The sequence below is a fragment of the Roseomonas nitratireducens genome (genome assembly GCF_017813355.1).
In the GTDB taxonomy this organism is placed as follows: Bacteria; Pseudomonadota; Alphaproteobacteria; order Acetobacterales; family Acetobacteraceae; genus Neoroseomonas; species Neoroseomonas nitratireducens.
On record NZ_JAGIYZ010000001.1, the window covers coordinates 227,761 to 253,114 of the forward strand.

23 protein-coding genes are annotated in these 25,354 nt (G+C 74.0%); 11 read left to right on the top strand and 12 right to left on the bottom strand.

The window, feature by feature from the left end:
* From J5Y09_RS01020 to J5Y09_RS01050, 7 genes are all read left to right on the top strand, one after another.
* Nucleotides 1-1,560: a GMC family oxidoreductase gene (locus J5Y09_RS01020; RefSeq protein ID WP_209349851.1), complete on the top strand. Its 1,560-nt coding sequence runs from the start codon at nt 1-3 to the stop codon at nt 1,558-1,560.
* A 67-nt stretch (nt 1,561-1,627) separates the two neighbouring features.
* Nucleotides 1,628-2,593, top strand: coding sequence for a Bug family tripartite tricarboxylate transporter substrate binding protein (locus tag J5Y09_RS01025; RefSeq protein WP_209349852.1), 966 nt, complete (start codon nt 1,628-1,630; stop codon nt 2,591-2,593).
* Between the two features lie 65 nt (nt 2,594-2,658).
* Nucleotides 2,659-2,886 (top strand): exodeoxyribonuclease VII small subunit, encoded by a 228-nt coding sequence (locus tag J5Y09_RS01030; RefSeq protein WP_209349853.1) that lies wholly within the window; start codon nt 2,659-2,661, stop codon nt 2,884-2,886.
* 2 nt (nt 2,887-2,888) lie between these two features.
* Nucleotides 2,889-3,803: a polyprenyl synthetase family protein gene (locus tag J5Y09_RS01035; RefSeq protein WP_245216722.1), complete on the top strand. Its 915-nt coding sequence runs from the start codon at nt 2,889-2,891 to the stop codon at nt 3,801-3,803.
* Nucleotide 3,804: 1 nt separating this feature from the next.
* Nucleotides 3,805-5,724 carry a 1-deoxy-D-xylulose-5-phosphate synthase gene (gene dxs, locus J5Y09_RS01040; protein ID WP_209349854.1) on the top strand — a complete coding sequence of 640 codons (1,920 nt, stop codon included), beginning with the start codon at nt 3,805-3,807 and terminating at the stop codon, nt 5,722-5,724.
* Nucleotides 5,725-5,987: 263 nt separating this feature from the next.
* A complete protein-coding gene (locus tag J5Y09_RS01045) occupies nt 5,988-6,707 on the top strand; it encodes a hypothetical protein (RefSeq protein WP_209349855.1) in 720 nt (239 codons plus the stop codon).
* A gap of 201 nt (nt 6,708-6,908) precedes the next feature.
* Nucleotides 6,909-7,655, top strand: a complete 747-nt coding sequence (locus tag J5Y09_RS01050) for a TlyA family RNA methyltransferase (RefSeq protein ID WP_209349856.1) — start codon at nt 6,909-6,911, stop codon at nt 7,653-7,655.
* On the opposite strand, the gene J5Y09_RS01055 is transcribed toward J5Y09_RS01050, so the two are convergent.
* The 5 genes from J5Y09_RS01055 to J5Y09_RS01075 form a co-directional block, all read right to left on the bottom strand.
* Nucleotides 7,645-7,794, bottom strand: coding sequence for a peptide chain release factor 1 (locus tag J5Y09_RS01055; RefSeq protein ID WP_209349857.1), 150 nt, complete (start codon nt 7,792-7,794; stop codon nt 7,645-7,647). The genes J5Y09_RS01050 and J5Y09_RS01055 overlap by 11 nt on opposite strands.
* Nucleotides 7,795-7,906: 112 nt before the next feature.
* The gene (locus tag J5Y09_RS01060; RefSeq protein WP_209349858.1) at nt 7,907-8,761 is read right to left on the bottom strand and encodes a S1C family serine protease; all 855 of its coding nucleotides are present in this window, start codon (nt 8,759-8,761) and stop codon (nt 7,907-7,909) included.
* A gap of 49 nt (nt 8,762-8,810) precedes the next feature.
* The gene (locus tag J5Y09_RS01065; RefSeq protein ID WP_209349859.1) at nt 8,811-9,716 is read right to left on the bottom strand and encodes a hydroxymethylglutaryl-CoA lyase; all 906 of its coding nucleotides are present in this window, start codon (nt 9,714-9,716) and stop codon (nt 8,811-8,813) included.
* 69 nt (nt 9,717-9,785) lie between these two features.
* Nucleotides 9,786-10,310, bottom strand: coding sequence for a biotin transporter BioY (locus tag J5Y09_RS01070; protein ID WP_209349860.1), 525 nt, complete (start codon nt 10,308-10,310; stop codon nt 9,786-9,788).
* 22 nt (nt 10,311-10,332) lie between these two features.
* Nucleotides 10,333-11,532, bottom strand: coding sequence for a CaiB/BaiF CoA transferase family protein (locus J5Y09_RS01075; RefSeq protein WP_209349861.1), 1,200 nt, complete (start codon nt 11,530-11,532; stop codon nt 10,333-10,335).
* A gap of 312 nt (nt 11,533-11,844) precedes the next feature.
* Here J5Y09_RS01075 and J5Y09_RS01080 point away from each other — a divergent pair, with 312 nt between their 5' ends.
* The 3 genes from J5Y09_RS01080 (at nt 11,845) to J5Y09_RS01090 (ending at nt 15,080) form a co-directional block, all read left to right on the top strand.
* Nucleotides 11,845-12,033, top strand: coding sequence for a hypothetical protein (locus tag J5Y09_RS01080; protein WP_209349862.1), 189 nt, complete (start codon nt 11,845-11,847; stop codon nt 12,031-12,033).
* The gene (locus J5Y09_RS01085) at nt 12,030-13,418 is read left to right on the top strand and encodes an amidase (protein ID WP_209349863.1); all 1,389 of its coding nucleotides are present in this window, start codon (nt 12,030-12,032) and stop codon (nt 13,416-13,418) included. The genes J5Y09_RS01080 and J5Y09_RS01085 overlap by 4 nt, the downstream gene beginning before the upstream one ends.
* A gap of 96 nt (nt 13,419-13,514) precedes the next feature.
* Nucleotides 13,515-15,080, top strand: coding sequence for an ArnT family glycosyltransferase (locus J5Y09_RS01090; protein WP_209349864.1), 1,566 nt, complete (start codon nt 13,515-13,517; stop codon nt 15,078-15,080).
* An 82-nt stretch (nt 15,081-15,162) separates the two neighbouring features.
* Here the strand turns inward: J5Y09_RS01090 and J5Y09_RS01095 are convergent, their stop codons facing one another.
* The 7 genes from J5Y09_RS01095 to J5Y09_RS01130 form a co-directional block, all read right to left on the bottom strand.
* Nucleotides 15,163-16,290: a YbfB/YjiJ family MFS transporter gene (locus J5Y09_RS01095; RefSeq protein ID WP_209349865.1), complete on the bottom strand. Its 1,128-nt coding sequence runs from the start codon at nt 16,288-16,290 to the stop codon at nt 15,163-15,165.
* Nucleotides 16,291-16,512: 222 nt separating this feature from the next.
* Nucleotides 16,513-16,773: a hypothetical protein gene (locus tag J5Y09_RS01100; protein ID WP_209349866.1), complete on the bottom strand. Its 261-nt coding sequence runs from the start codon at nt 16,771-16,773 to the stop codon at nt 16,513-16,515.
* Between the two features lie 58 nt (nt 16,774-16,831).
* On the bottom strand, nt 16,832-18,259 hold the full coding sequence (locus tag J5Y09_RS01105; RefSeq protein ID WP_342451372.1) for a sensor histidine kinase: 1,428 nt from the start codon (nt 18,257-18,259) through the stop codon (nt 16,832-16,834).
* 22 nt (nt 18,260-18,281) lie between these two features.
* The gene (locus J5Y09_RS01110) at nt 18,282-18,962 is read right to left on the bottom strand and encodes a winged helix-turn-helix domain-containing protein (protein WP_209349867.1); all 681 of its coding nucleotides are present in this window, start codon (nt 18,960-18,962) and stop codon (nt 18,282-18,284) included.
* 9 nt (nt 18,963-18,971) lie between these two features.
* Complete coding sequence (locus J5Y09_RS01115; RefSeq protein WP_209349868.1) at nt 18,972-20,021, bottom strand: S1C family serine protease; 1,050 nt, start codon at nt 20,019-20,021, stop codon at nt 18,972-18,974.
* Between the two features lie 31 nt (nt 20,022-20,052).
* On the bottom strand, nt 20,053-22,674 hold the full coding sequence (gene hrpB / locus J5Y09_RS01120) for an ATP-dependent helicase HrpB (protein ID WP_245216723.1): 2,622 nt from the start codon (nt 22,672-22,674) through the stop codon (nt 20,053-20,055).
* 58 nt (nt 22,675-22,732) lie between these two features.
* Nucleotides 22,733-23,470 (bottom strand): aspartate/glutamate racemase family protein, encoded by a 738-nt coding sequence (locus J5Y09_RS01130; protein WP_209349869.1) that lies wholly within the window; start codon nt 23,468-23,470, stop codon nt 22,733-22,735.
* 257 nt (nt 23,471-23,727) lie between these two features.
* On the opposite strand from J5Y09_RS01130, the gene J5Y09_RS01135 reads away from it, so the two are divergent.
* Entirely contained in the window at nt 23,728-25,344 is a 1,617-nt protein-coding gene (locus tag J5Y09_RS01135; protein WP_209349870.1) for an ABC transporter substrate-binding protein, read from the top strand.
* The last annotated feature ends 10 nt before the right edge of the window (nt 25,345-25,354 follow it).

Genomic DNA, 25,354 nt, shown 5'->3' on the forward strand with positions numbered 1-25,354 from the left:
ATGTATGACGTGATCGTGGTCGGCGCCGGGTCCGCCGGCGCGCCGCTCGCCGCGCGGCTGTCGGAGGACCCGCACCGCCGCGTGCTGCTGCTGGAAGCCGGGCGCGACTGGCGCGCGGCGGACGCCCCGCACGCGCTGCGAAGTGCGAACATCATCCCCTTCATGCACGACCCGCGGCACCAGGCGGAATGGCAGTGGCCGGGGCTGATGACGCGGCGGACGGCGGCGCAGGAACCGCGCTTCTACTGGCGCGGCAAGGCGCTGGGCGGATCGTCGGCCGTCAATGCGCAGATCGCCATCCGCGGCGTGCCGGCGGCCTTCGACGCCTGGGCGGAAGCGGGCTGCGAGGGCTGGTCCGCGGCCGATGTGCTGCCGATCTACGACGCGATCGAGGACGATGCCGACACGGGCATCGCGCCGGGCGTGCGGCGGGGCGGCCCGCTGCCGGTCTTCCGCATGCCGGTGGACCGATGGGGCGCCGTCGACCTCGCGCTGCGCGACGCGGCGCTGGCGGGCGGGTATCGCTGGAAGGGCGACCTCAACGCGCCGGAGGGGGAGGGGATTTCCTGCAACCCGATCAACCTGCGCGACGGGCTGCGCGTGACGACCAATGACGGCTACCTGGAACCGGCGCGCGGGCGGGCGAACCTGACCATCCGCGGCGGCGCGCTGGTGGATCGCGTGCTGTTCGACGGCACAAGCGCGCGCGGCGTGCGCGTGCGCTTCGGCGATGCGTGGGAGGAGATCGCGGCGCGCGAGGTCGTGCTGTGCGCCGGCGCGATCCATTCGCCCTGCATCCTGATGCGCTCGGGCATCGGGCCGGCGGCGGCGCTGCGCGGCCTCGGCATCGACGTGCTGCACGACCTGCCGGCCGTGGGCCGGCACCTGATGGACCACCCGATCCTGCGCGCGACCATCGCGTTGAACCCCGCGCATCGCGCGCAGGGCGCCGATGCGCGCCACACCAATTGCTGCCTGACCTACAGCAGCAACCTGGCGGGCGGGGGCGAGCGCGACATGATCATGATCGCCTACAACCATCGCGGCCTGGGCGCCGATGGCGCGCCGGCGCCGGGCGGGGCGGTGGGCGTGGCGCTGTACGACGCCTTCTCGCGCGGGGAATTGCGGCTGGTCTCCTCCGATCCCGACGCGCAGCCGGAGGTGGACGAGAACATGCTGGCCGACCCGCGCGACAGGGAGCGGATGCGCGACGGCGTCCGCCGCCTCGCGCGGCTGGTCGCGCTCGACCCGCTCTCGCGGCTCGGCGCCATCACCTTCGGCGAGACCGGCCTGTCCATGGCCGAGGCCGCCGCGCTGCCCGACGACGCGCTGGACGCGATGATGCTGCGCGAGGCCGCGGACATCCAGCACGCCGCGGGCACCTGCCGGATGACGGCGCATGAGGACCCGCGCGGCGTGGTGGACCCGGACCTCCGCGTGCGGGGCGTGGCGGGGCTGCGCGTGGCGGATGCCTCGATCATGCCGACCGATTGCCGGGCCAACCTGCACTTCACCTGCGTGATGATCGGGGAGATGGCGGCGCGGCGGATGCGCGCATGACCCGCCGCCCCTTGCCGCTTCCGCCACCCCGGGCCTATCTGCGGCGGTGTTCCGGGAAGGAGACGCCATGAACCGCCGCGCCCTGCTGGCCCTGCCGGCCGCCGCCCTGCTGCCCGCCGCCGCCCTCGCGCAAGCCTGGCCGTCCGGGCCGGTCCGGGCCATCGTGCCCTTCGCGCCCGGTTCCGCCACCGATACGGTCGGCCGCCTGCTGGCCGAAGGCATGCGCGCGACGCTCGGCCAGCCGGTGGTGGTGGAAAACCGCGCAGGCGCCAACGGGCTGATCGGCGCCGAGGCGGTGTCCCGCGCCCCGGCCGACGGCACCACGCTGCTGGTCGGCACCAATTCCACCAACGCCGCCGCCCGCGCCCTGTTCCGCCAGGTGCCCTTCGACATGGAGAACGGCTTCGTGCCGATCTCGACCATCGCGACGGTGCCGCTGCTGGTCGCGGTGAAGGCGGACAGCCCGCACCGCACGCTGGCCGACCTGATCGCCGCCGCGCGGGCGCGGCCGGAGGCGATCTCCTACGCCAACGCCTCCTCCTCCCAGCATGTCGCGAGCGCGTCGCTCGCCGCCATGGCCGGGGTGCAGATGCTGAACGTGCCCTACCGCTCCTCCCCCCTCGCGGTGCAGGACCTGCTGGCCGGGCGCGTGGACCTGTTCATCGCCGACCAGGCCGTCATCCTGCCGCAGGCCCAGGCCGGGGCGCTGCGCATCCTGGCCGTCACCTCGGCCGAGCGGTCGGCCGCCGTGCCGGACGTGCCGACGGTGCGCGAGGCGGCGAGCCTGCCGGACTACGAGGTGGTGGCCTGGTTCGCCCTGTTCGCCCCGGCGGGGACGCCGGCGGACCGCGTGGCGCTGCTGAACCGGGCCGTCGTGGCCTCGGTTGCGACCGAGGAGGTGCGCGCGCGGCTCGGCGGCACGCTGGGGATGTCGGTCCGCGCCTCCACCCCCGAACAGGCCGCCGCCTTCGTGCGGGCGGAGACGACGAAGTGGACGAACGCGATCCGCCAGGCCGGCATCGAGCCGCAATAGCCATTGGACGCGTTTGACTGTTAGGGTTGCCTGACATGGCCAGGACACGGACCGCGGAGGGCGACATGCCCCCCGACATCGAGACCCTGACCTTCGAGCAGGCCCTGGCCGAGCTCGAAGGCATCGTGAAGGCGCTGGAAAGCGGCCAGGGGGCGCTCGAAGCCTCGGTGGCCGCCTATCAGCGCGGCGCCGCATTGCGGGCCCATTGCGACCGCAAGCTGGCCGAGGCCGAGCAGAAGGTGCAGGCCATCGTCGAGGCCCCCGCCGGCCTGACGCTGAGGGATGTGGAATAGGCATGGACAGCGCGATTCCCTCCACCGACGCGCTGCGCGCCGCCATGGCGGATGCGGCGGCCGATATCGACCGGGCGCTCGAGGTGCTGATCCCCCCGGCCGAAGGGCCTGAGGCGCGGCTGTTCGACGCCATGCGCTACGCCGCGATCGGCGGCGGCAAGCGCATGCGCGGCTTCCTCGTGCTGGAAGGCGCGCGGCAATTCGGCGTGGCGCGCGATTCGGCGCTGCGCACGGCGGCGGCGATCGAGATGCTGCACGCCTATTCGCTGGTGCATGACGACCTGCCCTGCATGGACGACGACGACCTGCGCCGCGGCAAGCCGACGCTGCACAAGGCGTATGACGAGGCGACCGCGGTGCTCGCCGGCGACGCGCTGCAGGCCAATGCCTTCTACGCCCTGGCCGAGCCCGAGACGCATTCGGACCCGGCGGTGCGGGCGGAACTGTGCCGCGGGCTTGCGCGCGCGGCCGGCCCGCGCGGGATGTGCGGCGGGCAGATGCTCGACATGCTGGCCGAGATGGCGACCGAGGCGCTGGAGGAAGCCGAGATCGGCCGGCTCCAGCTGCTCAAAACCGGCAAGCTGATCGAATTCTCGGCCGAGGCGGGCGCCATCCTGGGCAAGGCGCCGCCGCAGCTGCGCCACGCCTTCGCGGCCTATGGGCGCGACCTGGGCGCGGCCTTCCAGATCGCCGACGACCTGCTGGACGCGACGGCAAGCGCCGAGGAGACCGGCAAGCGGACCGGCAAGGATGCCGATGCGGGCAAGGCGACGCTGGTCAGCCTGCTCGGCATCGAGCGCGCGCGGGTGCAGGCGGAACGCCTCGCGGCGCAGGCGGCGTCCCATCTGGACGCCTTGGGGGAGCGTGCCGACCTGTTGCGCGCGCTTGCCCGCTACACCATCGCGCGGAGACATTGAGATGACCCGTCCGGCCACGCCCCTGCTGGACCGCGTCAGCGTCCCGGCCGACCTGAAGAACCTCTCGGCCGACCAGCTGAAGCGGCTGGCCGAGGAGCTGCGCGCGGAGACGATCGACGCGGTCAGCGTCACCGGCGGGCATCTGGGCGCCTCGCTCGGCGTCGTGGAACTGACCGTCGCGGTGCATGCCGTGTTCGACACGCCGAGCGACCGGCTGATCTGGGACGTCGGCCACCAGGCCTATCCGCACAAGATCCTGACCGGGCGGCGCGACCGCATCCGCACGCTGCGCCAGGGCGGCGGGCTGTCGGGCTTCACCAAGCGCAGCGAGAGCGAATACGACCCCTTCGGCGCGGCGCATTCCTCGACCTCGATCTCCGCCGGCCTCGGCATGGCGGTGGCGAGCCAGCTGCAGGGCCAGGACCGGCACGTCATCGCCGTGATCGGCGACGGCGCGATGAGCGCGGGCATGGCCTACGAGGCCATGAACAACGCCGGCGCGTCGAAGGCGAACCTGATCGTCATCCTCAACGACAACGACATGTCGATCGCGCCGCCGGTCGGCGCGATGAGCGCCTATCTATCTCGCGTCGTCTCCTCCCGCCCCTTCCTCAACCTGCGCGACCTGATGGCGCGGGTGGCCAAGCGCTTCCCCGCGCCGCTGGAACGCGCCGCGCGCCGCGCCGACGAATACGCCCGCGGCCTGCTGACCGGCGGGACGCTGTTCGAGGAGCTGGGCTTCTACTACGTCGGCCCGGTGGACGGGCACGACCTGGATCACCTGCTGCCCGTGCTGCGCAACCTGCGCGACACGGACCATGAGGGGCCGATCCTGCTGCATGTCGTGACGCAGAAGGGCAAGGGCTACGCGCCGGCGGAAGCGAGTGCCGACAAGTACCACGGCGTGCAGAAGTTCAACGTCGTGACCGGGGAGCAGGCCAAGGCGCCGCCCGGCCCGCCGACCTACCAGAAGGTCTTCGCCCAGGCCCTGATCGCCGAGGCGGAGCACGACGAGCGCATCGTCGCGATCAATGCCGCGATGCCCTCGGGAACCAGCCTCGACATGTTCGCGAAGAAGTTCCCGCGCCGGTGCTTCGATGTCGGCATCGCCGAACAGCACGCCGTCACCTTCGCCGCCGGCATGGCGACGGAAGGGATGAAGCCCTTCTGCGCGATCTATTCCACCTTCCTCCAGCGCGCCTTCGACCAGGTGATGCACGACGTCGCGCTGCAGTCGCTGCCGGTGCGCTTCGCGATGGACCGGGCGGGGCTGGTGGGCGCGGACGGCGCGACGCATGCGGGCGCCTACGACATCGCCTATCTCGGCTGCCTGCCGAACATGGTGCTGATGGCCGCGGCCGATGAGGTCGAGCTGATGCACATCGTCGCGACGGCGACGGCCATCGACGACCGTCCGGTGGGCTTCCGCTATCCGCGCGGGGAAGGGCTCGGGCTCGAACTGCCCGCGCGCGGCAGCGTGCTCGAGATCGGGCGCGGGCGCGTGCTGCGCGAAGGCACCTCCATCGCCATCCTGTCCTACGGCGCGCGGCTGGCCGAATGCCTGAAGGCGGCCGACGAGCTGGCGACGCACGGGCTGTCCTGCACCGTCGCCGATGCGCGCTTCGCCAAGCCGCTGGATGCCGCGCTGGTGGAACGCCTCGCGCGGGAGCACGAGGTGCTGATCACGATCGAGGAAGGCTCGATCCTCGGCTTCGGCGGGCTGGTGATGCACCACCTCGCGACGCGCGGGTTGCTCGATGGCGGGGTGAAGATCCGGCCGATGTGCCTGCCGGACCGCTTCATCGACCATGACGCGCCGCGCAAGCAGTATGACGAGGCGGGGCTCAACGCGCCTCACATCGTCGCGACCGCGCTGGCGGCGCTGGGACAGGCAGGCGCGGTACAACCTGTGCGTGCGTAGTCTGGCAGTGGCTGGCGGATATTTCGTCATTCGCCCTTGACGATCGAATTGTGCGACCAAGGGATCTCGGGTTAGAGTTTTCGATGACGCCGCCGGTCCTGCCGGTCAGCGCCGCGGCAAAGCCCCAGGATACCAAGGATCCGCGGGCGGGGAGGGCAAGCATGTCGCCTTTGGATGAAGAAGGCCGTGCGCCGGGTGCCGCTGCCAACCGCAGATCGCCTCTTGTCGGCCCGCGCCGTGCCGCGCTGGTGCGTGAAGTGGCCGTGAACCTGATCGTGCCCGTGCTGCTCGACCGCTTCGGCGCCCCGCCGGTGGGCAATTGGCGGCGCGATTCGGCCGCGCTCGCCAAGCGCCTGCCCGACATGGGGCTGAGCGAGGCGATCGGCGAACTCCGCCACATCAACGCCGGCGGCCACATGTTCCGCCCGACCTGCCGCGACGTGCTGCTACCGGCCGCGCGCATCCTGCGCCGCCGCTACGACCCGGCGGCCTTCGACCAGTCCGAACGGCTCCATCGCGTCTGGCACCTGCGCATGTGCCTGCATTCCCTCGACGATTCGGGGGATCGCGGCGTGCCGGCGGCGCTGCATTCGGCGCTCACGCTTTCGGGCGCGCCGGTCATGCCGGGCGTGGAGCACGCCGTCGCGCTGCGCTTCTTCGACCGCGCCGGATGGGCGGTGCAGGATTGCGGCAGCGACCATGATGCCGAGGAAGCCTGCGACTCGGTGCACGATCAGGCCTATGACGTGGCCTGGATCAGCCTCGAACCCGGCATGGATCCGGTCACGGTGCGCGCGACCGCGCGCGGCGTGCGGCGCGCGTCGCGCAACGCCCGCATCCTGGTGCTGGGCGGCGGCGTCATGGGCGTCCCTGCCGAGGATCCGCGGATGCTCGACCTGGACGGCTTCACGCCGGACGCGGTGCAGGCGGCCGCCATCGCGGAAGCCGCGCTGATCCGCCAGGGCGGCCTCCACGCGAACTGAAGGCAGGGCCGGCGCCGCGACCCCGCCGCGCGCCGTCCCGGCCGCGGCGCCTAGGTCCGGGGCCTTCGCCATGATCACGCGCACCCCGTCCCCGCGCCCGGCGCGTCACCCTTCCGGTCGGGCGGCTGCCCTGGCCCCGTCGCGCCGGCGGCGCGCCATCCGGTCGCGCCGGCGGCGCGCCATCCGGTCGCGCCCGCGGCGATGAGCCGCCCGCCCCGCCTGCGCGCCGACCTCGCGCTCGTCGAACGTGGCCTGGTGGAAAGCCGCGCCCGCGCGCAGGCGCTGATCCTCGCCGGCAAGGCCTGGTCGGGGGACAAGCGCATCGCCAAGGCGGGCGACCTGATCCCGGCCGATGCGCCGCTGGCGCTGCGCGGGCAGGACCATCCCTGGGTCAGCCGGGGCGGCATCAAGCTCGCCCATGCGCTCGCGCATTTCGGCCTGTCGCCGGAAGGGCGCGTCGGGCTCGACATCGGCGCGTCCACCGGCGGCTTCACCGATGTGCTGCTGAAGGGCGGCGCGGCGCGGGTCCATGCCGTGGACGTCGGCCACGGGCAGCTGGACTGGGGCCTGCGCAACGATCCGCGCGTGGTGGTGCTGGAACGGACCAATGCCCGCCACCTGACGGCGGAACAGGTGCCCGAGCCGCCGGGCGCGGTCGTCTGCGACGCGTCCTTCATCGGGCTGCGCACGGTGCTGCCGGCGGCGCTCGCCCTGGCCGCGCCGGGCGCCTGGGCGGTGGCGCTGATCAAGCCTCAGTTCGAGGCCGGGCCCGAGCGTGTCGGCAAGGGCGGCGTGGTGCGCGACCCGGCGGTGCATGAGGAGGTCTGCGCCACCATCCGCGCCTGGTGGGAAGGGCTGCCGGGCTGGCGCGTGCTGGGCATCGAGCCGAGCCCGATCACCGGGCCGGAAGGGAACCGGGAATTCCTGATCGCCGCGGTCAGGGCGTAGCGGGCGCGGTCCGCGGCGCGGCGACGCGGGACATCTCGGCCAGCAGCGCCCAGACGCGGTCGGCGTCGAGACGCACCTCGGGATCGTTCAGCAGGCGATCCAGCTCGGCCAGGCGACGCTCGTACTCGGCTTCCGACATCGGGGCTCCTCGCCGCGCGTGCAGCGCAGCGTAACGCAAGAGACATCCGAATCACGCCAAAAAGATGGGGGCCTTGCGTCAATGTGACGACGGGGCCGCCCGCGCGGGCCCCTCAGCCGCGGCAGAGGATCTGGAACACCGCCGGCCCGACCGAGGCCGAGACCGCCCGCGCCCCGGTCCCGCCGGCCCCCGCCCCGCGCGCCGGGCGCACCCCCTGCTCGGCGAGGAAGGCCTCCACCTCCGCCGCGCGGATGGCGAAGTTCACCCCCTGCGGCAGGCTGCCCGTGGCACGCAGCACGGCGATGTCGTTCAGCCGCCCGACCGCGACGCCGAGCAGCAGCCCGGTGTCGTCCACCGCCGGCCCGCCGGAATTGCCCGGCTGCACCGCCGCGTTCATCTGGAAGCGCGTGGCATCGCCCCCCGGCCCCGCCAGCCCGGTCACGATGCCGTTCGTCACGTTGAGCCCCGTGCCGAGCGCCTGCCCGTAGGGGAAGCCGAAGACCAGCACCGTCTCTCCCAGGTCGACCCCGCCGGACGGGCGGAAGCGCACCACGGAGGTGAAGGGCCGGGCGGCGTCGATCAGCGCGAGGTCCCGCCGCCGGTCGGCGGCGACGATGCGCATCGTCCGCCCGCGTTCGTCCACCACCTGGGCGCAGCCCTGCACGACATGGGCGTTGGTCAGCGCCAGCCCGTTGGCGGACACCGCGAAGGCCGATCCCGTGCCGATCGCCCGGCCGGCGCGGTCCCGCGGCGCGGGCGCGGCCTCGGCCCCCTGCGGCGCGTCCTGCCCGGCGGGCACGGCGCGGCCGTCCGGGCGCCGGACATAGCGCGCGACCGGGGCGGTCCCGCCGCCATAGTCGGTGACGATGGTGCCTTCCTCGCCGCCTTCCACCGCCATGTCGGGCGGTTCGGCCGCGACGCAGGCGGCCAGCGCCAAGGCGAGGAGGAGCAGCGGGGGTGCGCGCATCTTGCCCCTCACATTGGGTGGCGCGGCGCGGCGCGGAAGGGCGCGGCGGTCACGCCGCCTGGCGCGCCGCGGGCACCGCCCGCATCCGCCCGCCGGGCACCGCGCCGGGGATGGCGGCCGCCATGTCGGCCGCGACCAGCAGCCGGTTCCAGTCGACGCCCGTGGCCACGCCCATGCGGCGGAACATCCAGGCCACGTCCTCGGTCGCCACATTGCCCGTGGCACCCGGGGCGAAGGGGCAGCCGCCGATGCCGCCCGCCGCGCTGTCGAAGACGCGGCAGCCGGCCTCCCACGCCGCGGTGACGTTGGCCACGCCCATGCCGTAGGTGTCGTGGCCGTGGAAGGCGAAGCGGTGGCCCCAGGCGCCGATGGCGTGGCGGAAGACGCGGCTGACCTGGTCGGGGCTCGCATTGCCGGTGGTGTCGGCCAGGCCGATCTCCATCGAGGGGTCGAGCGCGACGATGCGCTCGATCCAGTCGAGCGCCTCGGCTTCCGGCACCACGCCGTCGAAGGGGCAGTGGAAGACGCAGGAGAGGTTGAAGCGGATCAGCGTGCCCTTGGGCGTGTCGCGCACCAGGGTGGCCAGTTCGGCGAAGGATTCCTCCCGCGTGCGGTTGAGGTTCGCCTTGTTGTGCCCGGCCGTCGCCGACATGAAGAAGCCGAGCCGGTCGGCGCCGTTGGCGATCGCCGTCTCGAAGCCGCGGCGGTTGGGCACGAGCACGGTGGATTCGAGGCCCGGCATCCGCTTGCAGGCCGCGAGCACCGCCTCGGTCCCCGCCATCTGCGGAATGGCCTTGGGGGAGACGAAGGAGCCCACTTCCATGCGCCGCAGCCCGGCATCGTAGCAGGCCTGGATCAGCGCGATCTTGGCCTCGGTGCCGACCGGGCGGGCAGGGTCGATGGACTGGATGCCGTCGCGGGGCGCGACCTCGCTGATGATGGCGGTCTCTGGCATGGGAACCCTCCCCGGAAGCGTGCCCGACGGATGTAGCCGCCGGCCGGCGGCGGGGCAACGCGGCAGGCGTCAGCCGCGCCGCGCCGCGCGCAGCAGTGCCACCGCCAGCGCGGTCTTCACCACCGTGCCCGGAATGAAGACGGCGAAGCCCGCGACGAGCGCCTTCTCCCACCCCACGAAGCCGGACAGCCAGGCGACGCCGGGGACGAACAGCACGAGATGCGCGGCCGCCAGCACCGCCGCCTGCCGCGGCAGGCCGCGCCCCGCCAGGCCGGCGAGCCATGCGGCGGCGAGGAAGCCGATCAGGTAGCCCGCCGTCGGCCCCGCCAGCACCGCGAGCCCGCCCGTGCCGTTCGCGAAGACCGGCAGGCCCATCGCGCCCTCGAGAATGTAGAGCGCGACGCTCGCCGCGCCGAGCCGCGACCCGCCGAGCGCGCCCAGCAGCAGGACCGCGAGCGTCTGCAGCGTCGCGGGCACCGGCCACATCGGCAGGCTGACCTGGGCGGAGGCCGCGAGCAGCGCGGAACCGAGCAGGGCGAGGCCCCAGAAGCGGGCGGCGGCCGCGCCGCGCGCGGCGAGGGTCATGGTGGTCATGGTGTCGGGATGCCTTCCGGGATCAGGGCTTGAGCGGCGCGGCCTCGCCGCGCGCGACGGCGGAGAAGACGAGGTCGTTGTGCGCGCCGGCGGCGGGGCCGGGCCAGCGCACCATCTCCCGCGGCGCAACGCCGTCGAAGCGGAAGGGGGCGGCGGGGTGCAGCACCTGGCCGAGCAGCGGGTCGGCGACCTCCATCACCCAGCCGCGCTCGCGGAAATGCGGGTCGTTGGCGCAGTCGGCCATGTCGAACAGGCGCGAGCACGGCACGTCGGCGGCTTCGAGGATCGCCTCCGCCTCCGCCGCCGGCTTGGTCCGCGTCCAGGCGGCGATGGCGGCGTCCAGTTCCGCCACGTTCTCGCAGCGCCCGCCATTGGTGGCGAAGCGCGGGTCGGCGGCCATCTCCGGCCGCCCGATCGCATCCATCAGCCGCTTGAAGATCAGGTCGGAATTGCCGGCGATGCAGAGCCACTTCCCGTCGGCGCAGGGATAGGTGTTGGTGGGCGCGGCGGTCTTGATCGCGGCGCCCTGCGGCTGCCGCACCCAGCCGAACAGCCCGTATTCCGGCAGCATCCCCTCCATCAGGGAAAACACGCTGCTGACGAGGTCCACATCCACCACGCGGCCCTTGGCCGCCGGGTCGCCCTTCACCTGCCAGCAGGCGGCGACCACGGCCATGGCGCAGTACATGCCGGCGAGGTCGTCGCTGATCGACACCCCGCAGCGCGGCGGCGGGTATTCGGTCTGGCCGGGATTGGCCGTCAGGTGGCGCAGGCCGCCCATCGCCTCCCCTATCGCGCCGAAGGCCGGCTTGTCGCGATAGGGCCCGCCCTGCCCGTAGCCGGAGATGCGGCCGATGATCAGGCGCGGATTCGCCTGGTGCAGCACGTCGGGCCCGAGGCCGATGCGCTCGAGGTAGCCGGCGCGGAAATTCTCCACCAGCGCGTCGGCGCGCTGGAGCAGCGCGATCAGCCGGTCCCGATCGGCCGGCTTCTTGAGGTCGAGCGTGACGCTGAGCTTGTTGCGCCCATGCACGCTGAACCAGACGGCGTTGCCCTCGACGCTGGAGCCCCAGCCGCGCACCGGGTCGCCGTCCGGCGGTTCCACCTTCACCACCTCGGCGCCCAGATCCGCCAGCAGGCGGGTGGCGAAGGGGGCGGCGATGTAGTGGCCGAGCTCGACGATCTTGAGCCCGGCGAGCGGCAGGTTCGGCGTGTGCATCATGCCGCGACTCCTACCCCGGAATGCGGGCGGCGGAAATTCCGCGCGCCGCGTGGCCGGGCGCGATTTTCCGCCCGCCCCATCAACCCTCCGGCAACCAGGATGGGGGCATGATCCGTCCGTGGGTGCATGCGCACTCCTGTCTTCCTTGTGTTGCACGGGTTCTCCCTCCCGTCGCATCCGCCCGGCCTATCGGGCGGCGAACTCGGGCGGTGCCGGCGACGGCGCCGCCCGTTTTTTTTCGGCACCCCCCGCCACCTTCCTGTCCGCCCGCGCCTGGGGCAGGCTGCGCGCGCCAAGCAGGGGATGGTGTGCATGACCGACGACGAAGCGCTGGCCCGCGCCGCGGGGCTGGGGAAGGCCTGGGAAGGCCGGCAGGCCGAGATCGCCGAGGCGATCGCGCATGCGAGGAAGCTCGCCACCGCCTTCCCGCGCCCGGCGAACGAGGTCGCCGAGCCCATGCCCGCCTTCGTCGTGCCCGCCGGCAAGGCGCCGCGCGCATGACCGCGCCCATGACGCTGGCCGAGGCCTCGGCCGCCATCGCCCGCAAGCGCCTCTCGCCGCTCGAGTATCTCGACACGCTCAAGGCGCGCTTCGACGAACTGGAACCCACGCTGAACACGGCGGTCCGCCCGCTCTGGGACGAGGCGCGGGAGGACGCGCGCAAGGCCACCCGGCGCATCGCCCGGTCCGGCCCGCGCAGCGCGATCGACGGGCTGCCGGTCGGGCTCAAGGACATCATCGACATCAAGGGCCACCCGACCACCTGCCATTCGCGGCACCTGCTCGACAACATGAAGCAGGCCGACGCGGCGGTGGTGGCGCGGCTGCGCGCGGCCGGGGCGGTCTTCCCCGCCAAGCTCGCGACGCATGAATTCGCCATCGGCGGGCCGGCCTTCGACCTGCCCTTCCCCCCGGCGCGCAACCCGTGGAACCGGGCGCACCATCCGGGCGGCTCCTCCTCCGGCTCGGGCTCGGCCGTCGGCGCGGGCATCCTGCCCGCGGCGCTCGGCACCGATACCGGCGGGTCGGTGCGCCACCCGGCGAGCCATTGCGGCATCGTCGGCATGAAGGCGACCTACGGCCTCGTCTCCCGCCGCGGCGTCTTCCCGCTGTCCTACACGCTCGACCATGTCGGGCCGATGACGAAGGACGTCGCCTCCAACGCGCTGCTGCTCGGCGCCATCGCGGGCCACGATCCGGAGGACCCCGGCAGCGCCGCCCGCAAGGCGGAGAACTACCGCCGCGCGCTGAAGAAGGGGCTGAAGGGCCTGACCATCGGCTATGTCCGCCACTTCCACGAGACCGACCAGCCCGCGACCGCCGAGGTCGCCGCGGCACTCGACGCCGCGGCGAAGCTGATGGCCAAGGAAGGGGCGAAGGTGAAGACCGTCACGCTGCCTTCGCTGAACGAATTCGCCGGGGTGAACCGGGCGATCCTGATGTCGGAATCCGCCGCGATCCACGGCCGCTGGCTGCGGGAAAGCCCGGAGCTCTACGCCAACCTCACCCGCAAGCGGCTCGCCCCGGGCCTGTTCGTCCGGGCCGAGGACTACGTCCAGGCGCAGCGCCGCCGACGCGAACTGGTCGCGGCGGTGGAGGAAGCCTTCGCCGGCTGCGACGTGCTGCTGACCGCATCCTCGATGGACCCGGCCTGCCGGATCGACGATCCCGAGGCGGTCGAGGTCACCTATCCCCGCCAGGCGCGCACCGCCTTCAACGTCACCGGCCACCCGGCGCTGACCCTGATGTGCGGCCTGTCGGCCGAGGCGGGGCTGCCGCTCTCCCTCCAGCTGGTCGGGCGGTATTTCGAGGAAGCGGCGATCTACCGCGCCGCCGCGGGCTATGAGCGCGCGGCGGGGTGGAAGGACCGCTGGCCGGGGGCCTGACCGGGGCGGGCAGGGGGCGGCGGGCGCCTCGCCCGGCACCATCAGGTTGACATGATGAGGGCGCAGGTGCGACCGCCTGCCCCCCGAACGCCGCGCATGAGCTCCGACATCGCCCTGACCGCGCCCGCCATCGCCCTGCGGCCCGCCGCGCCCACCCGCCTGCGCGCCGCGCTGCGCGGCGCGGCCGTGCCGCTGTTCCTGCTGCTGGCCGCCTTCCTGCTGCGCGCCTTCTCCTTCGCCCCCGCGGTGATCGACACCGATGAGGGGCTCTACATGCTCCAGGCCCGCGAATGGCTGCGCGGCAACTGGCCGCTGGTCGCGGTGTGGGACATGCACCCGGTCGGCGCGCCGGCGCTCTTCGCCGCCATCATGGCGCTGCTGGGCGAGGGCATCTGGGTGCCGCGGCTGCTCGGCGTGGTCGGCACCTGGGCGACCGCCTGGGGGCTTTATGCCATCGTCCGCTTCGCGACGGCGCCGCCGGCGCTCGGCATCGCGGCGGGACTGCTCTATCTCGCGCACACCACGCTGCTCGGCGGGCTCGCGACCAACACGGAAATCCTGTTCACGCCGCTGACCACCTGGTCGATGGCGCTCGGCCTGCGCGCCGCGCGGCGGGCGATGGAGGAAGGGGAGGCGCCGCCCTTCCTCAAGATCGTCGCGATGGGGCTGATGATCGGCTTCGCGCTGGCGATCAAGCCGGTCGCCTTCTTCGAGGGCTGCCTCGCCTGGCTGCTGCTGGTCGGCCCCGCCTTCTGGCGCGGGCTGCTGCCCTGGCCGCGCGTGGCCGGCTATGCCGTCGCCTATGCCGTGCTGTGCGCGACGCCGACGCTGGCCTTCGGCTTCGCCTACCTGGTGAAGGGCGAGCTCGACGCCTTCATCATGGGCACCTTCATCGCGCCGCTGCGCTACGCGGGGGCGCGCGTGTCGATGATCGACGCCGGGCGCTACACGCTGATCGCGGCGATGATCCTGCTCTGGGCCTTCGCGCTGGTGCCGGCGGCGCTGGTCCGCCCGCGGGTGCGCCGCGGGCCGGTCGCGCTGCTGCGCCGCGTCTGCGTGCTGTGGTTCGCCGCGGCGACGGCGGCGGTGATCATGCCGGGGATGTACTACCAGCACTACTTCCTGCTCTGGCTGCCGCCGCTGAGCCTGTTGGCCGCGCTGGGCGCGCGGCGGCTGGCGCGCGCGGCGCGGCCGGGGCTGGTGGTGGCGGCCTTCGCGCTGATCGTGGGGGGCGTGGCGCTCGATGCCTGGCGGTCTTCCACCGTGCCGCGGCTGTACGGCACGATCGGCCTGACCGGCCCCGACCCGGTGCGCGAGGTGGCCGCGGCGCTGAAGCGGGAGATCGACCCGGGCGACCGCATCTGGGTCGTGAACTACCACCCGACGCTGTACGTGCTGGCGCAGGCGGAACTGGCCACGCGCTACGCCTTCCCCGCCCAGCTGACCGGCCCCTATTGGCGCGTGACCGGCATCGACCCGCATGAGGAAGTGGCGCGCATCCTCGCCTCCACGCCCCAGGCGATCGTGATCGACCGCGGCTGGTGGCCGAACATGCGCCCGCGCATGGCCGCGATGATCGAGGAAGCGCTCGCCGAGCACTACGACCTCGCGGCGGTGGTGTGGGAGGAACGCGGGCCGGTGGAGGTGTGGCGGTTGAGGTGAGAGGTTTCTTGGACCTCAGGCGCCGGCGCCGCCATGCGGCGGCTTGGCTTGCGCGTCGTGGGCTGGTGCACCGCGCGCGCCGCTATCCCGCGCGCCGGTCCGCCACCCCCAACGCCAGCGCCCCCACCGACAGCACCGCCCCCGCCGCGAAGATCGCCGCGTGGCTTTCCCCCGTCGCGCCGAACAGCGCCGCCATGGCGAAGCCCGTCGCCGCCTGCGCCAGCGCGAAGCCGGCCGTCACGCGCACCCAGACCAGCCCGGCCTGCGCCCCGGCCCTCTCCCGCGCCGCCACCAGCGCCACCGCGGTGATGCCGACCGTCGCGGCACCCGACAGGAAGCCGCCCGCCACCAGCCCGCCCAGCGCCGGCAGCAGCGGCAGGGCGAGCGCCACCGCCTGCGCCGCCAGACCCACCACCATCGCCCGCCGCCCGCCGATCCGGTCCGCCAGCGCGCCCCCCGAGACGCTGCCGACCAGCGCCCCGGCGCCGAACACCACCCACATCAGCCCGCCCGCCTGCACGCCGAGGCCGTGCCCCCGCGCGGCGAAATCGGCCAGGTAGACCATCGGCGGCACCAGCCCGGCGCCCGACAGCGCGTAGGCGCCGATCAGCAGCCCCGCCCGCGGGACGTCCCCGCGCGCCGGCACGGGCGCGGGCGGCGGCGCCGGCCAGCGCGGCCGCGCGAAGCCCCACAGCAGCAGCGTGGCCGCCGAGAGGCCAAGCCAGGCCGCCGCCACATCCACCCCCACCAGCGCGGGCACCAGCAGCGCGCCCAGCGTCACCCCCGTGCCGACGCCCATCAGCACCAAGCCGCCCGCGATGCCGCGCCGCTGCGCCGGCACCACCGCCTGCACGGCGGGCCCGGCGAGGCCCATCAGCAGGCCCCCCGCCGCGCCCGCCACCGCGCGCCAGGCGGCGAGCCAGGCCATCCCCCCGTTCCAGGCGCAGCAGGCCGCGGCCAGCGCCGCCAGCGCCATGCCGGCATCGAGCGCCCGGGGCACGCCGACGCGGCGCGCGACGATGCGCGCCAGCAGCGCGCCGGCGAGATAGCCGGTCAGGTTCAGCGCGCCGAGCAGTCCGGCCTGCGCCCCGTCGACCCAGCCGGCGGCGACCATGGCGGGGAACAGCGGCACATAGGCGAAGCGGGCGAGCCCGATGCCCGAACACGTGGCCGCCGCCCCGGCCAGCGCGGGCGCGAGCACCCCGCGCATCAGCCGCGCCGTCGCGTCGGCGCGCCGTGCCGATGGCTGTCCCGCGTGGCCTCATGCCCGGCGCGGGACAGCCTGGCGATCTGTCGCGTCTGACCCGCGACGGCCCCGCCACGCGGCCCAGCCCGACGATCGGTCCCTGCTATCGGGCCCGCGTCGCTGCGGGATCGACATGTCCGGGGGCAAGGCGTCCGGCTGGGTGCGTCCGCCCGATCGGATCCGGCCCTAGGGCGGCGCCTGGGCGGCGCGGATCGCCCGCCGCAGCTTGGCGACGCCGGCGCGCGGCTGGCCTTCCTCGCACAGCCGCACCCCATCCGCGGCCAGGCTGCGCGCCGGTTCCACGGCCGCGCCCGGCAGCCGGGCGAACCGGCCGACGAGTTCCGTGCAGTATTCGTGGCTGTCGCTCGTGATGCGCGGCATCGGCTCGCCGTTCGCGATGAGCAGCGGCGCGGCCAGCACGACCGACAACGGCAGGCGGATGGGCATCGCGCGCAGGATAAGGGGTGCCGGCTGAGGTTTGGATGGCGGCGGAATGACGCCCCGTTCATGCGGTGCCGAGCCTGAGCGACGCGCGCAGCCCCGGCGGCTCGCGCCCCGGCTCCGCATCGTCCAGCAGCAGGTCCCCGCCGTGCAGGTGCGCCACCGCCCGCACCAGGGACAGGCCGAGCCCCGAGCCCGGCGTGCCGCGCGACGCGTCGGCGCGGAAGAAGCGTTCCCCCGCGCGGGCGCGGTCCTCCAGCGGCAGGCCGGGGCCGCTGTCGGCGACGGAGACCTCGACGCCCTCGCGCGCCAGGATGCGGGCCGACAGCAGCACGCGCCCGCCGGGCGGGGTGAATTTCAGCGCGTTGTCGATCAGGTTGCCCACCGCCTGCGCGAGCAGTTCCCGGTCGCCCACCAGGTCGAGCCGCTCCGGCAGGTCCGTCTCCAGCGCCTGTCCGCGGCTCTCGGCCACCGCGCCGTAGAATTCCGCCACGTCGGCGAGCACCGCCGCGAGGTCGAGCGTCGCGAAGGCCGCGCGCCGCGCGCCGGCCTCGGCCTCGGCGATGCGCAGAAGCGCGCCGAAGACGCGCGTGATGTGGTCGAGGTCGGCGATCGCCTGCTCGATCGCCGCGCGCAGCGCGCCGGGCTCGGACGTGTCCGCCAGCGCTTCCTCGAGCTTCGCGCGCGCGCGGGCGATCGGCGTGCGCAGGTCGTGCGCGATGGAATCGGAAACCCCGCGCACGCCTTCCATCAGCCGGTCGATGCGGTCGAGCATGGTGTTCATGCTCTCCCCCAGCCGGTCGAACTCGTCCGCCCGGCCGGAGGACGGGACGCGGCGGGACAGGTCGCCCGCCGCGATCGCTTCCGCCGTGCGGGTCGCCGGGCGCAGCCGGTTGGCGAGCGCGCGGCGCAGCACGGCGGCGCCGAGGAAGGCGAAGAGGCTCGCCGCGATCGCCGACCAGGCGATGCCCTCGGCCAGCGTGTCGCGCAGGCGCTGCTTCTCCTCGATGTCGCGCCCGGCGATCAGCCGGTAGTCGTCGAGGTTGATGGCGTAGATCCGCGCCTCGACGCTCGTGCCTTCCCGCGCCACGAAGGCGAAGGACCACGGCCCGTCCGGGCCCTGGCCCACCGAGGCCGGCCAGCGGTCGAGATTGCCCGCCACGCGCCGCCCCTGCGGGTCGAGCAGCATGTAGATCGCGTGGTTCTCGACATCGGCCGCGAGGCGCTCGGCGATCGCGTCCGCCACCGCGCCCGGCCCGCCTTCGCGCCAGCGTTCCATCAGGCCGAGCGCGTCGGTGCGCAGCGCGGCGTCCGTCTGCCGGTCGAGCGAGCCCGCGGTGGCGAACCACAGCACGAAGGCGAAGCCGGCGGCGGCGGCGGAGAACACCACCGCGAACAGCAGCGCGAAGCGGAAGCCCGCGCTGCGCAGGAAGCGCAGCATCGGGTCCCAGGGATTCGGCAACTCGTCGCGCGGGGTGGACTGGGGCGTCACGGCGCGCCCGGCTGCCCTGCGCTCAGGGCTCGGCGCGGATCATGTAGCCGGCGTTGCGCACGGTGTGGATCAGCGGCTTGTCGAAGCCCCTGTCCACCTTCTGGCGCAGCCGGCTGACATGCACGTCGATCACGTTGGTCTGCGGGTCGAAATGGTAGTCCCACACCTTCTCGAGCAGCATGGTGCGCGTCACCACCTGGCCCGCATGCCGCATCAGGTGTTCCAGCAGCCGGAATTCCCGCGGCTGGATCTCGATCCGCTTGCCGCCGCGCGTGACGGTGCGCGACAGCAGGTCCATCTCGAGATCGGCGATCTTCAGCCGCGTCGCCGGCGCGTCCACCGTCGGCCGGCGGGCCAGCGCCTCGACGCGCGCGACGAGTTCGGCGAAGGCGAAGGGCTTGACGAGGTAGTCGTCGCCGCCCGCCTTCAGCCCCTTCACGCGTTCATCGACCGCCGAGAGCGCCGAGAGGAACAGCACCGGCGTGCGGTTGCCCTGCGCGCGCAGGGTTTCCACCAGCCGCACCCCGTCCACCCCGCCGGGCAGCATGCGGTCGAGCACCAGCATGTCGAACTGCTCCGACGCGGCGAGGAACAGCCCGTCCCGGCCGTTCGCCGCGTGCTCGACCGTATGGCCCGCTTCCTGGAGGCCGCGGCGCACGAATCGCGCCACCTCGGCATCGTCCTCGACCAGGAGAATCCGCATCTGGTGTCCCTAGCTGTCGTTGGGCCGGCGGCCGATCTGCACCGCGACCTCCTGGCTGCGCCCGCCGCGCGTGAGCGTCAGGCGCACCGTCTCCCCCGGCGGCAGGCCGGCCACGCCGCGCACCAGCGCGCGGGACGTCGCGACCGCTTCGCCGTTCAGCGCGGTGACGAGGTCCCCCTGCCGCAGCCCGGCGCGCGCGGCGGGGCTGCCGCGCTCCACGCCCATGATCAGCGCGCCGCGCCGGCCGCGGCCCTGCTCGTCCGCATCCGCGACCGAGACGCCGAGCCAGCCGCGCTCGACGCGCCCGCCGCGGATCAGCGCCTCGATCACCGGGCGGGCGAGATCCGACGGCACGGCGAAGCCGATGCCGGCGGAAGCGCCCGACGGCGAGTAGATCGCCGTGTTGATGCCGATCACCTCGCCCGCCATGCTGAACAGCGGCCCGCCGGAATTGCCCGGGTTGATCGGCGCGTCGGTCTGGATGAAGTCGTCGAAGGGGCCCTGGCCGATGTCGCGGCCGCGCGCGGAGATGATCCCGCTGGTGATGCTGCCGCCGAGGCCGAACGGGTTGCCCGCCGCCATCACCCACTGCCCCACGCGCATATTGGCCGAGACGCCGAGCGAGACGGCGGAGAGCGGCCCGCGCGGCGTGATGCGCAGCAGGGCGATGTCGGTCAGTTCGTCCACGCCCATCACGCGCGCGGGGTAGTCCGTGCCGTCCTGCGTCGTGACCGTGACGCGCGTGGCGTTGCCGACGACATGGCCGTTGGTGACGACGACGCCGGAGGGCTCGATGATGAAGCCCGATCCCGCGCCCTGCACGAGCTGGCCGCGCCGGCCGCGCTCGAAGGGCGTGCCGCGCGAGTCGGGCGCGGTCTCACGGCTCGTCACCTGGATGCTGACGACGGCCGGCAGCACGCGCTCGGCGAGGTCGGCGAAGTCGGGCAGGCCGCGCTGGGCGGCGGCCGGCCGCGCGCAGGCGGCGAGCGCCGCGGGCAGCAGCAGCGCCAGGCGGCGGGTCAGGGCGGGGCTGGAATCGTTGCGTGCTTCGGCGTTCACGCCAGCAATCTGCGCTGCGGCGCGCGCCGGTTCAACCGGAAGCGGCCGCCGGGTCCTCGGGCCAGGGGTGTTTCGGATACCGGCCGCGCATCTCCTTGCGCACCTCCGCCCAGCTGCCCTTCCAGAAGCCGGCGAGGTCCCCCGTGACGGCGATGGGCCGCCCGGCCGGCGAGAGCAGCGCGACCTGCAGCGGCACGCGCCCGCCGGCGAGCGGCGGCAGCGATGCGAGGCCGAACAGATGCTGCGCGCGGGCCTCGAGCGTCGGCACGTCCCGCGCGTAGTCGATCGCGGCGGACCGCCCGGCCGGCAGCGCGAGGCGCGCCGGCAGCGCGGCGTCGAGCGCGCGGCGCTTCTCCCACGGCAGGGCGCCGAGCAGCAGGTCCACGACATCGAGCGCGGCGAGGTCCGCCAGCCTGCTGCGCCCATGCAGCGGCGGGGCGAGCCAGTCCCGCGCGGTCGCCGCCAGCGCCGCGTCCGAGACATCCGGCCAGGCTTCGCCCTCGGCCCGGCGCATCCAGCCGATGCGCGCCTGGGCCTGGCGCGCGGCATCGGTCCAGCGCAGGTCGCGCAGGGACCGCTCGGCGGCGGCGTCGGCGAGGGCGATCGCGACCGCCTCCGGGTCGGCATGGGGCAGCGTCGCTTCCTCGAGCACCAGCGGGCCGAACATCAGGCGGCGGCGGGCCACCACGGCGTTGGTGCGGGCGTCGAAGGCGGCCCCTTCCTCCCGCCGCAGCCGTTCGGGGAAGCGGGCTTCCAGCACGGCGCGGTCGATCCGCGCCGCCATGCGGATGCGCGCTTCCGTCCCCTGCAAGGCGAGGTCGGCGACGGCGAGCAGCGGTGCGCGGGCCAGCGGGTCGGTCGCCGGCAGCCGCGCCCCCTGGCCGGAGGCAAGCCGGAAGGCGCCGTCCATCGCGCCGCGCTTGGCCGCGATCCGGTCCGGGAACCCGGCCGCGAGCAGCGCGCCGGCATCGCCTTCCGGATAGACGTCGCCATGCACGCGCAACCGCCGGCGGTGCAGCGCGGCGGCGCGGCGGATGCGGTGCAGCGTCGCGCGGTCCGCATCCGCGCGATCGGCGCCGTGCAGCAGGTCGAGCCGCAGCTGCACGTCCGATGGCGCCTCCCGCTCGCGGATCGGGTCCCGTTCCTCGAGCAGCGCGGCGAGGTCCGCGGCCAGCGCGCGTTCCCCGTCATCCACCGCGGCGACGAGCATGCGCGCGAGGCGCGGATGGGTGCCGAGCCGCGCCATGCGCCGCCCGGTCTCGGTGATCCGCCCGGCCGCGTCCAGCGCATCGAGGTCGCCCAGCAGCGCGCGCGCCGCCTTGACCGCGCCCGCCGGCGGCGGGTCGAGAAAGGCCATCGCCGCCGGATCCGCGCCCCAGCCGGCGCAGTCGAGCACGAGGGAGGACAGCTCGCTCTCGAGCATCTCCGGCCGGTCGGCGAGCGGCAGGCCGCGATGCAGCGCTTCCGACCACAGGCGGATCGCGACGCCCGGCGCGGTGCGGCCCGCGCGGCCGGCGCGCTGGTCCGCCGCGGCGCGGCTGATGCGCACGGTCACCAGGCGCGACAGGCCGCTCGCGGCATCGAGCCGCGGCGCGCGGCGGAAGCCGCCATCGACGACGATGCGCACGCCGGGGACGGTCAGCGACGTCTCCGCGATGGAGGTCGCGAGCACCACCTTGCGCCGCCCGTCGGGCGCGGGGTTCAGCGCGATGTCCTGTTCGGCCGGCGGCAATTCGCCGTGCAGCGGCACGACCAGCGCGTCGATGCCCGCGAGGCGTTCCTGCGTGCGCCTTATCTCCCCCCAGCCGGGCAGGAAGCACAGCGCGTCGCCGGGATGCTCGCGCAGCGCGTCGCGCACGGCCGCGGCCATCGCCTCCGGCAGGTCGCGGGCGTCGGCGAGGTCGCGCGCGCGGTGGCGCGTCTCGACCGGGTATGCGCGGCCGAGGCTTTCGATGACGGGCGCGGAGGCATCCGGTCCGATCGGCGCAGCGCCGAAGGGCGCGGAGCCGTGAATCGGCCCGGCACTCGCATCCGGTCCGATCGGTGAAGCGCCGAAGGGCGCGGAGCCGTGAATCGGCCCGGTTCCCATATCCGGTCCGATCGGTGGAGCGCCGAAGGGCGCGGAGCCGTGAATCGGCCCGGCACCCATGAGCCTCGCGAAGGCCGCGCCGTCGATCGTCGCGGACATCGCCAGCAGCCGCAGCTCCGGCCGCAGGTTCGCCTGCAGGTCGAGGCAAAGGGCGAGCGCGAGGTCCGTGTCGATGTTGCGCTCATGCGCCTCGTCGAACAGCACCGCCGCGACGCCATCCAGGCCGGGGTCGGATTGCAGGCGGCGCACCAGCAGGCCCTCGGTCACCACCTCCACCCGCGTGCGGTCGGAAAAGGCGCGGTCGAGCCGCGTGGCCAGGCCGATCGTCCCGCCGGGCGCGCTTTCCCCCACCATCTCCGCCATGCGGCGGGCGGCGGCGCGGGCGGCGACGCGGCGGGGTTCGAGCACAAGGATACGGCCGCCGGCCGCCCAGGGCTCGTCCTTCAGCACAAGCGGGACGAGCGTCGTTTTGCCGGCGCCCGGGGGGGCCACGAGCACGGCGTTGGAGCCGGCGTGCAAGGCGGCGATGAGCGCCGGGAGGGCTTCCTCGACGGGGAGGGTCATGCGGGGGCGCCGCCCCCGCGCCCTCGCCAAAGGCCGAAGGGCCTTCGGAAACCGGGACTCAAGCGAAGCACCGGGCCAGGGACGGGTCGATGCCGAGCATGGGGGCCTGCGCGGCGGGCGCACCGCGCGGCGCGCGGCCGCCCAGCGCGGCGGAAAGGGCGCAGTCGAAACTGTCCAGCACCGGCACGCCGGCCAGGGGCGCGACACGCGGGGCGAGGCCCGCAAGCCCCGCGCCGCCCAGCACCACCACGCCGGCGCCATCGGCCGCAGCGGCGCGCGCGGCCTCGGCCAGCAGGGCCACGGCGCCGTCCGGGTCGCGCGCGATCATGTCGCCCGTCGGCGTCACGCCGCGCACCATCACCCGGTCCGGGCCGAAGCCGCGCACCCGCGCGAATTCCTCCAGCATCGGCACCCAGAGCGCGCCGCCGGTCAGCAGCGCGACCCGCGGCGCGCGCGCGAGGCCGGCGGCGATCGACGCCTCCGCCATGCCCACGATGGGCAGCGGGAACACTTCGCGCGCGGCCTCGATGCCAGGTTCCCCGAAGCAGGCGATCAGCGCTGCATCGAAGCCCGCTTCGTTCGCCGGACCCAGATTCGCGGCCAGGCCCGCCAGCACGGCGTGGGAGGCGATGGCGACCGCCGCGCGCGTCGATATGTAGCGCGCGCCGAAGGGCGCGGTGGCGGGCACCACCTGCGCCGCCGGCAGGCCGAGGCGCGGGATCGCCTCCTCCGCCAGGGCGGCGAGCCGCGCGGTGATGCCGGAATCCGTGTTGCCGTTGAGCAGGAGCAGGCGCATGCGCGGTGGATCAGCATGCCTGGGGCGGCGCGGCAAGGCCGGCCCGGCCCCGCCCGCCACGAAAACGGGCGTTCTGCCATTCCCCTAGGCAAGACGATCCGGGTCCGGTGTAGCATCCCGCCACGCGGCGGATGGCACGGCCCTTGCTGCATCGCAGCCCCGGACGGCACGCGACTGGGCGCCGTCCGGCGGGGCGTGGCGGCGAAGAAGGCCCGGTCCCGTCGCCGGGGGGAATCGCCACTGGAGGACATGGCACAATGAAGTTGCGACGTTTCCTGCTGACCGCCTGCCTTGCGGCCCTGCCGCTGGTGGCGGCCGCCCCTGCCATGGCGCAGGGCACCATCCGCATCGGCATGACCGCGGCCGACATCCCGCTGACCAACGGCCAGCCCGACCAGGGCTTCGAGGGCAACCGCTTCACCGGCATCCCGCTGTTCGACAGCCTGACCATGTGGGACCTCTCGGCGGCCGACCGGCCGTCCGTGGTGATCCCCGGCCTCGCCACCGAATGGCGCGTCGATCCGAACGACCGCACGCGCTGGATCTTCACGCTGCGCCGCGGCGTGCGCTTCCACGACGGGTCCGAGTTCAACGCCGACGCCGTGGTGTGGAACGTGCGCAAGGTGCTCGACCGGGAGGCGCCGCACTTCGACCCCCGCCAGGTCGGCGTGACCGCCACGCGCATGCCGACCCTGCGCCGCGCGGAGAAGATCGACGACCACACCGTCGCGCTCTTCACCAGCGAGCCGGACAGCCTGCTGCCGATCAACCTGACCAACCTGTTCATGGCATCCCCCACCCAGTGGCAGCGCTTCCGGGATGCGAACCCGACGGCCGAGGCCGCCTGGAACGCCTTCGCGCGGGAGCCGTCCGGCACCGGGCCCTTCCGCGTGACGCGCTTCGTGCCGCGTGAGCGGCTGGAGATGGCGCGCAACGACAACTACTGGGGCACCAAGGCGCGGGCCGAACGGATCGTGCTGCTGCCGATCCCCGAGGCGAATGCGCGCACCGCCGCGCTGCTGTCGAACCAGGTGGACTGGATCGAGGCGCCGGCGCCGGACGCCATCCCGCAGCTGCGGTCGCGCGGCATGGCCATCACGTCCAACGCGCAGCCGCATGTCTGGCCGTGGCAGCCCTGCTTCGCCGAAGGCTCGCCGCTGCGCGACGTGCGCGTGCGCCGGGCGCTCAACCTCGCCATCGACCGCGAGGGGCTGCGCACGCTGCTCGGCGGCATGATGGCGGTCCCCGTCGGCACGGTGCCGGAAGGCCATCCCTGGTGGGGCAATCCGAGCTTCCGCATCCGCACCGACAAGGCCGAGGCGCGCCGCCTGCTGGCCGAGGCCGGCTACGGCCCGAACCGGCCGCTGAACCTGCGCGTGCAGATCTCGGCCTCGGGGTCGGGCCAGATGCAGCCGCTGCCGATGAACGAGTTCGTGCAGCAGGAGCTGAAGGAAGTCGGCGTCAACGTCGAGTTCGACGTGATCGAGTGGAACGCGCTGTTCACCAACTGGCGCAATGGCTGCCAGCACGCCTCGGCGCGCGGGGCGCATGCTACCAACGTCTCCTTCGCCGCCATGGACCCTTTCTTCGCCATGGTGCGCTTCTGGGATTCGAAGATGGCGCCGCCGGTGTCGAACAACTGGGGCCACTTCAACGACCCGCGCTTCGACGAGATGATCCGCGTCGCGCGCAACACCTTCGACGCGGCGGAACGCGACGCGGCGCTCGCCCGCCTGCACGCGGCCGGCGTGGACGAGGCGCTGTTCATCTGGATCGCGCATGACGTGTCGCCGCGTGCGATGTCCCCGCGCATCCGCGGCTACGTGCAGCCGCAATCCTGGTTCGTTGACCTTCGGCTGCCCTACGTTCAATGACGCATTCCCC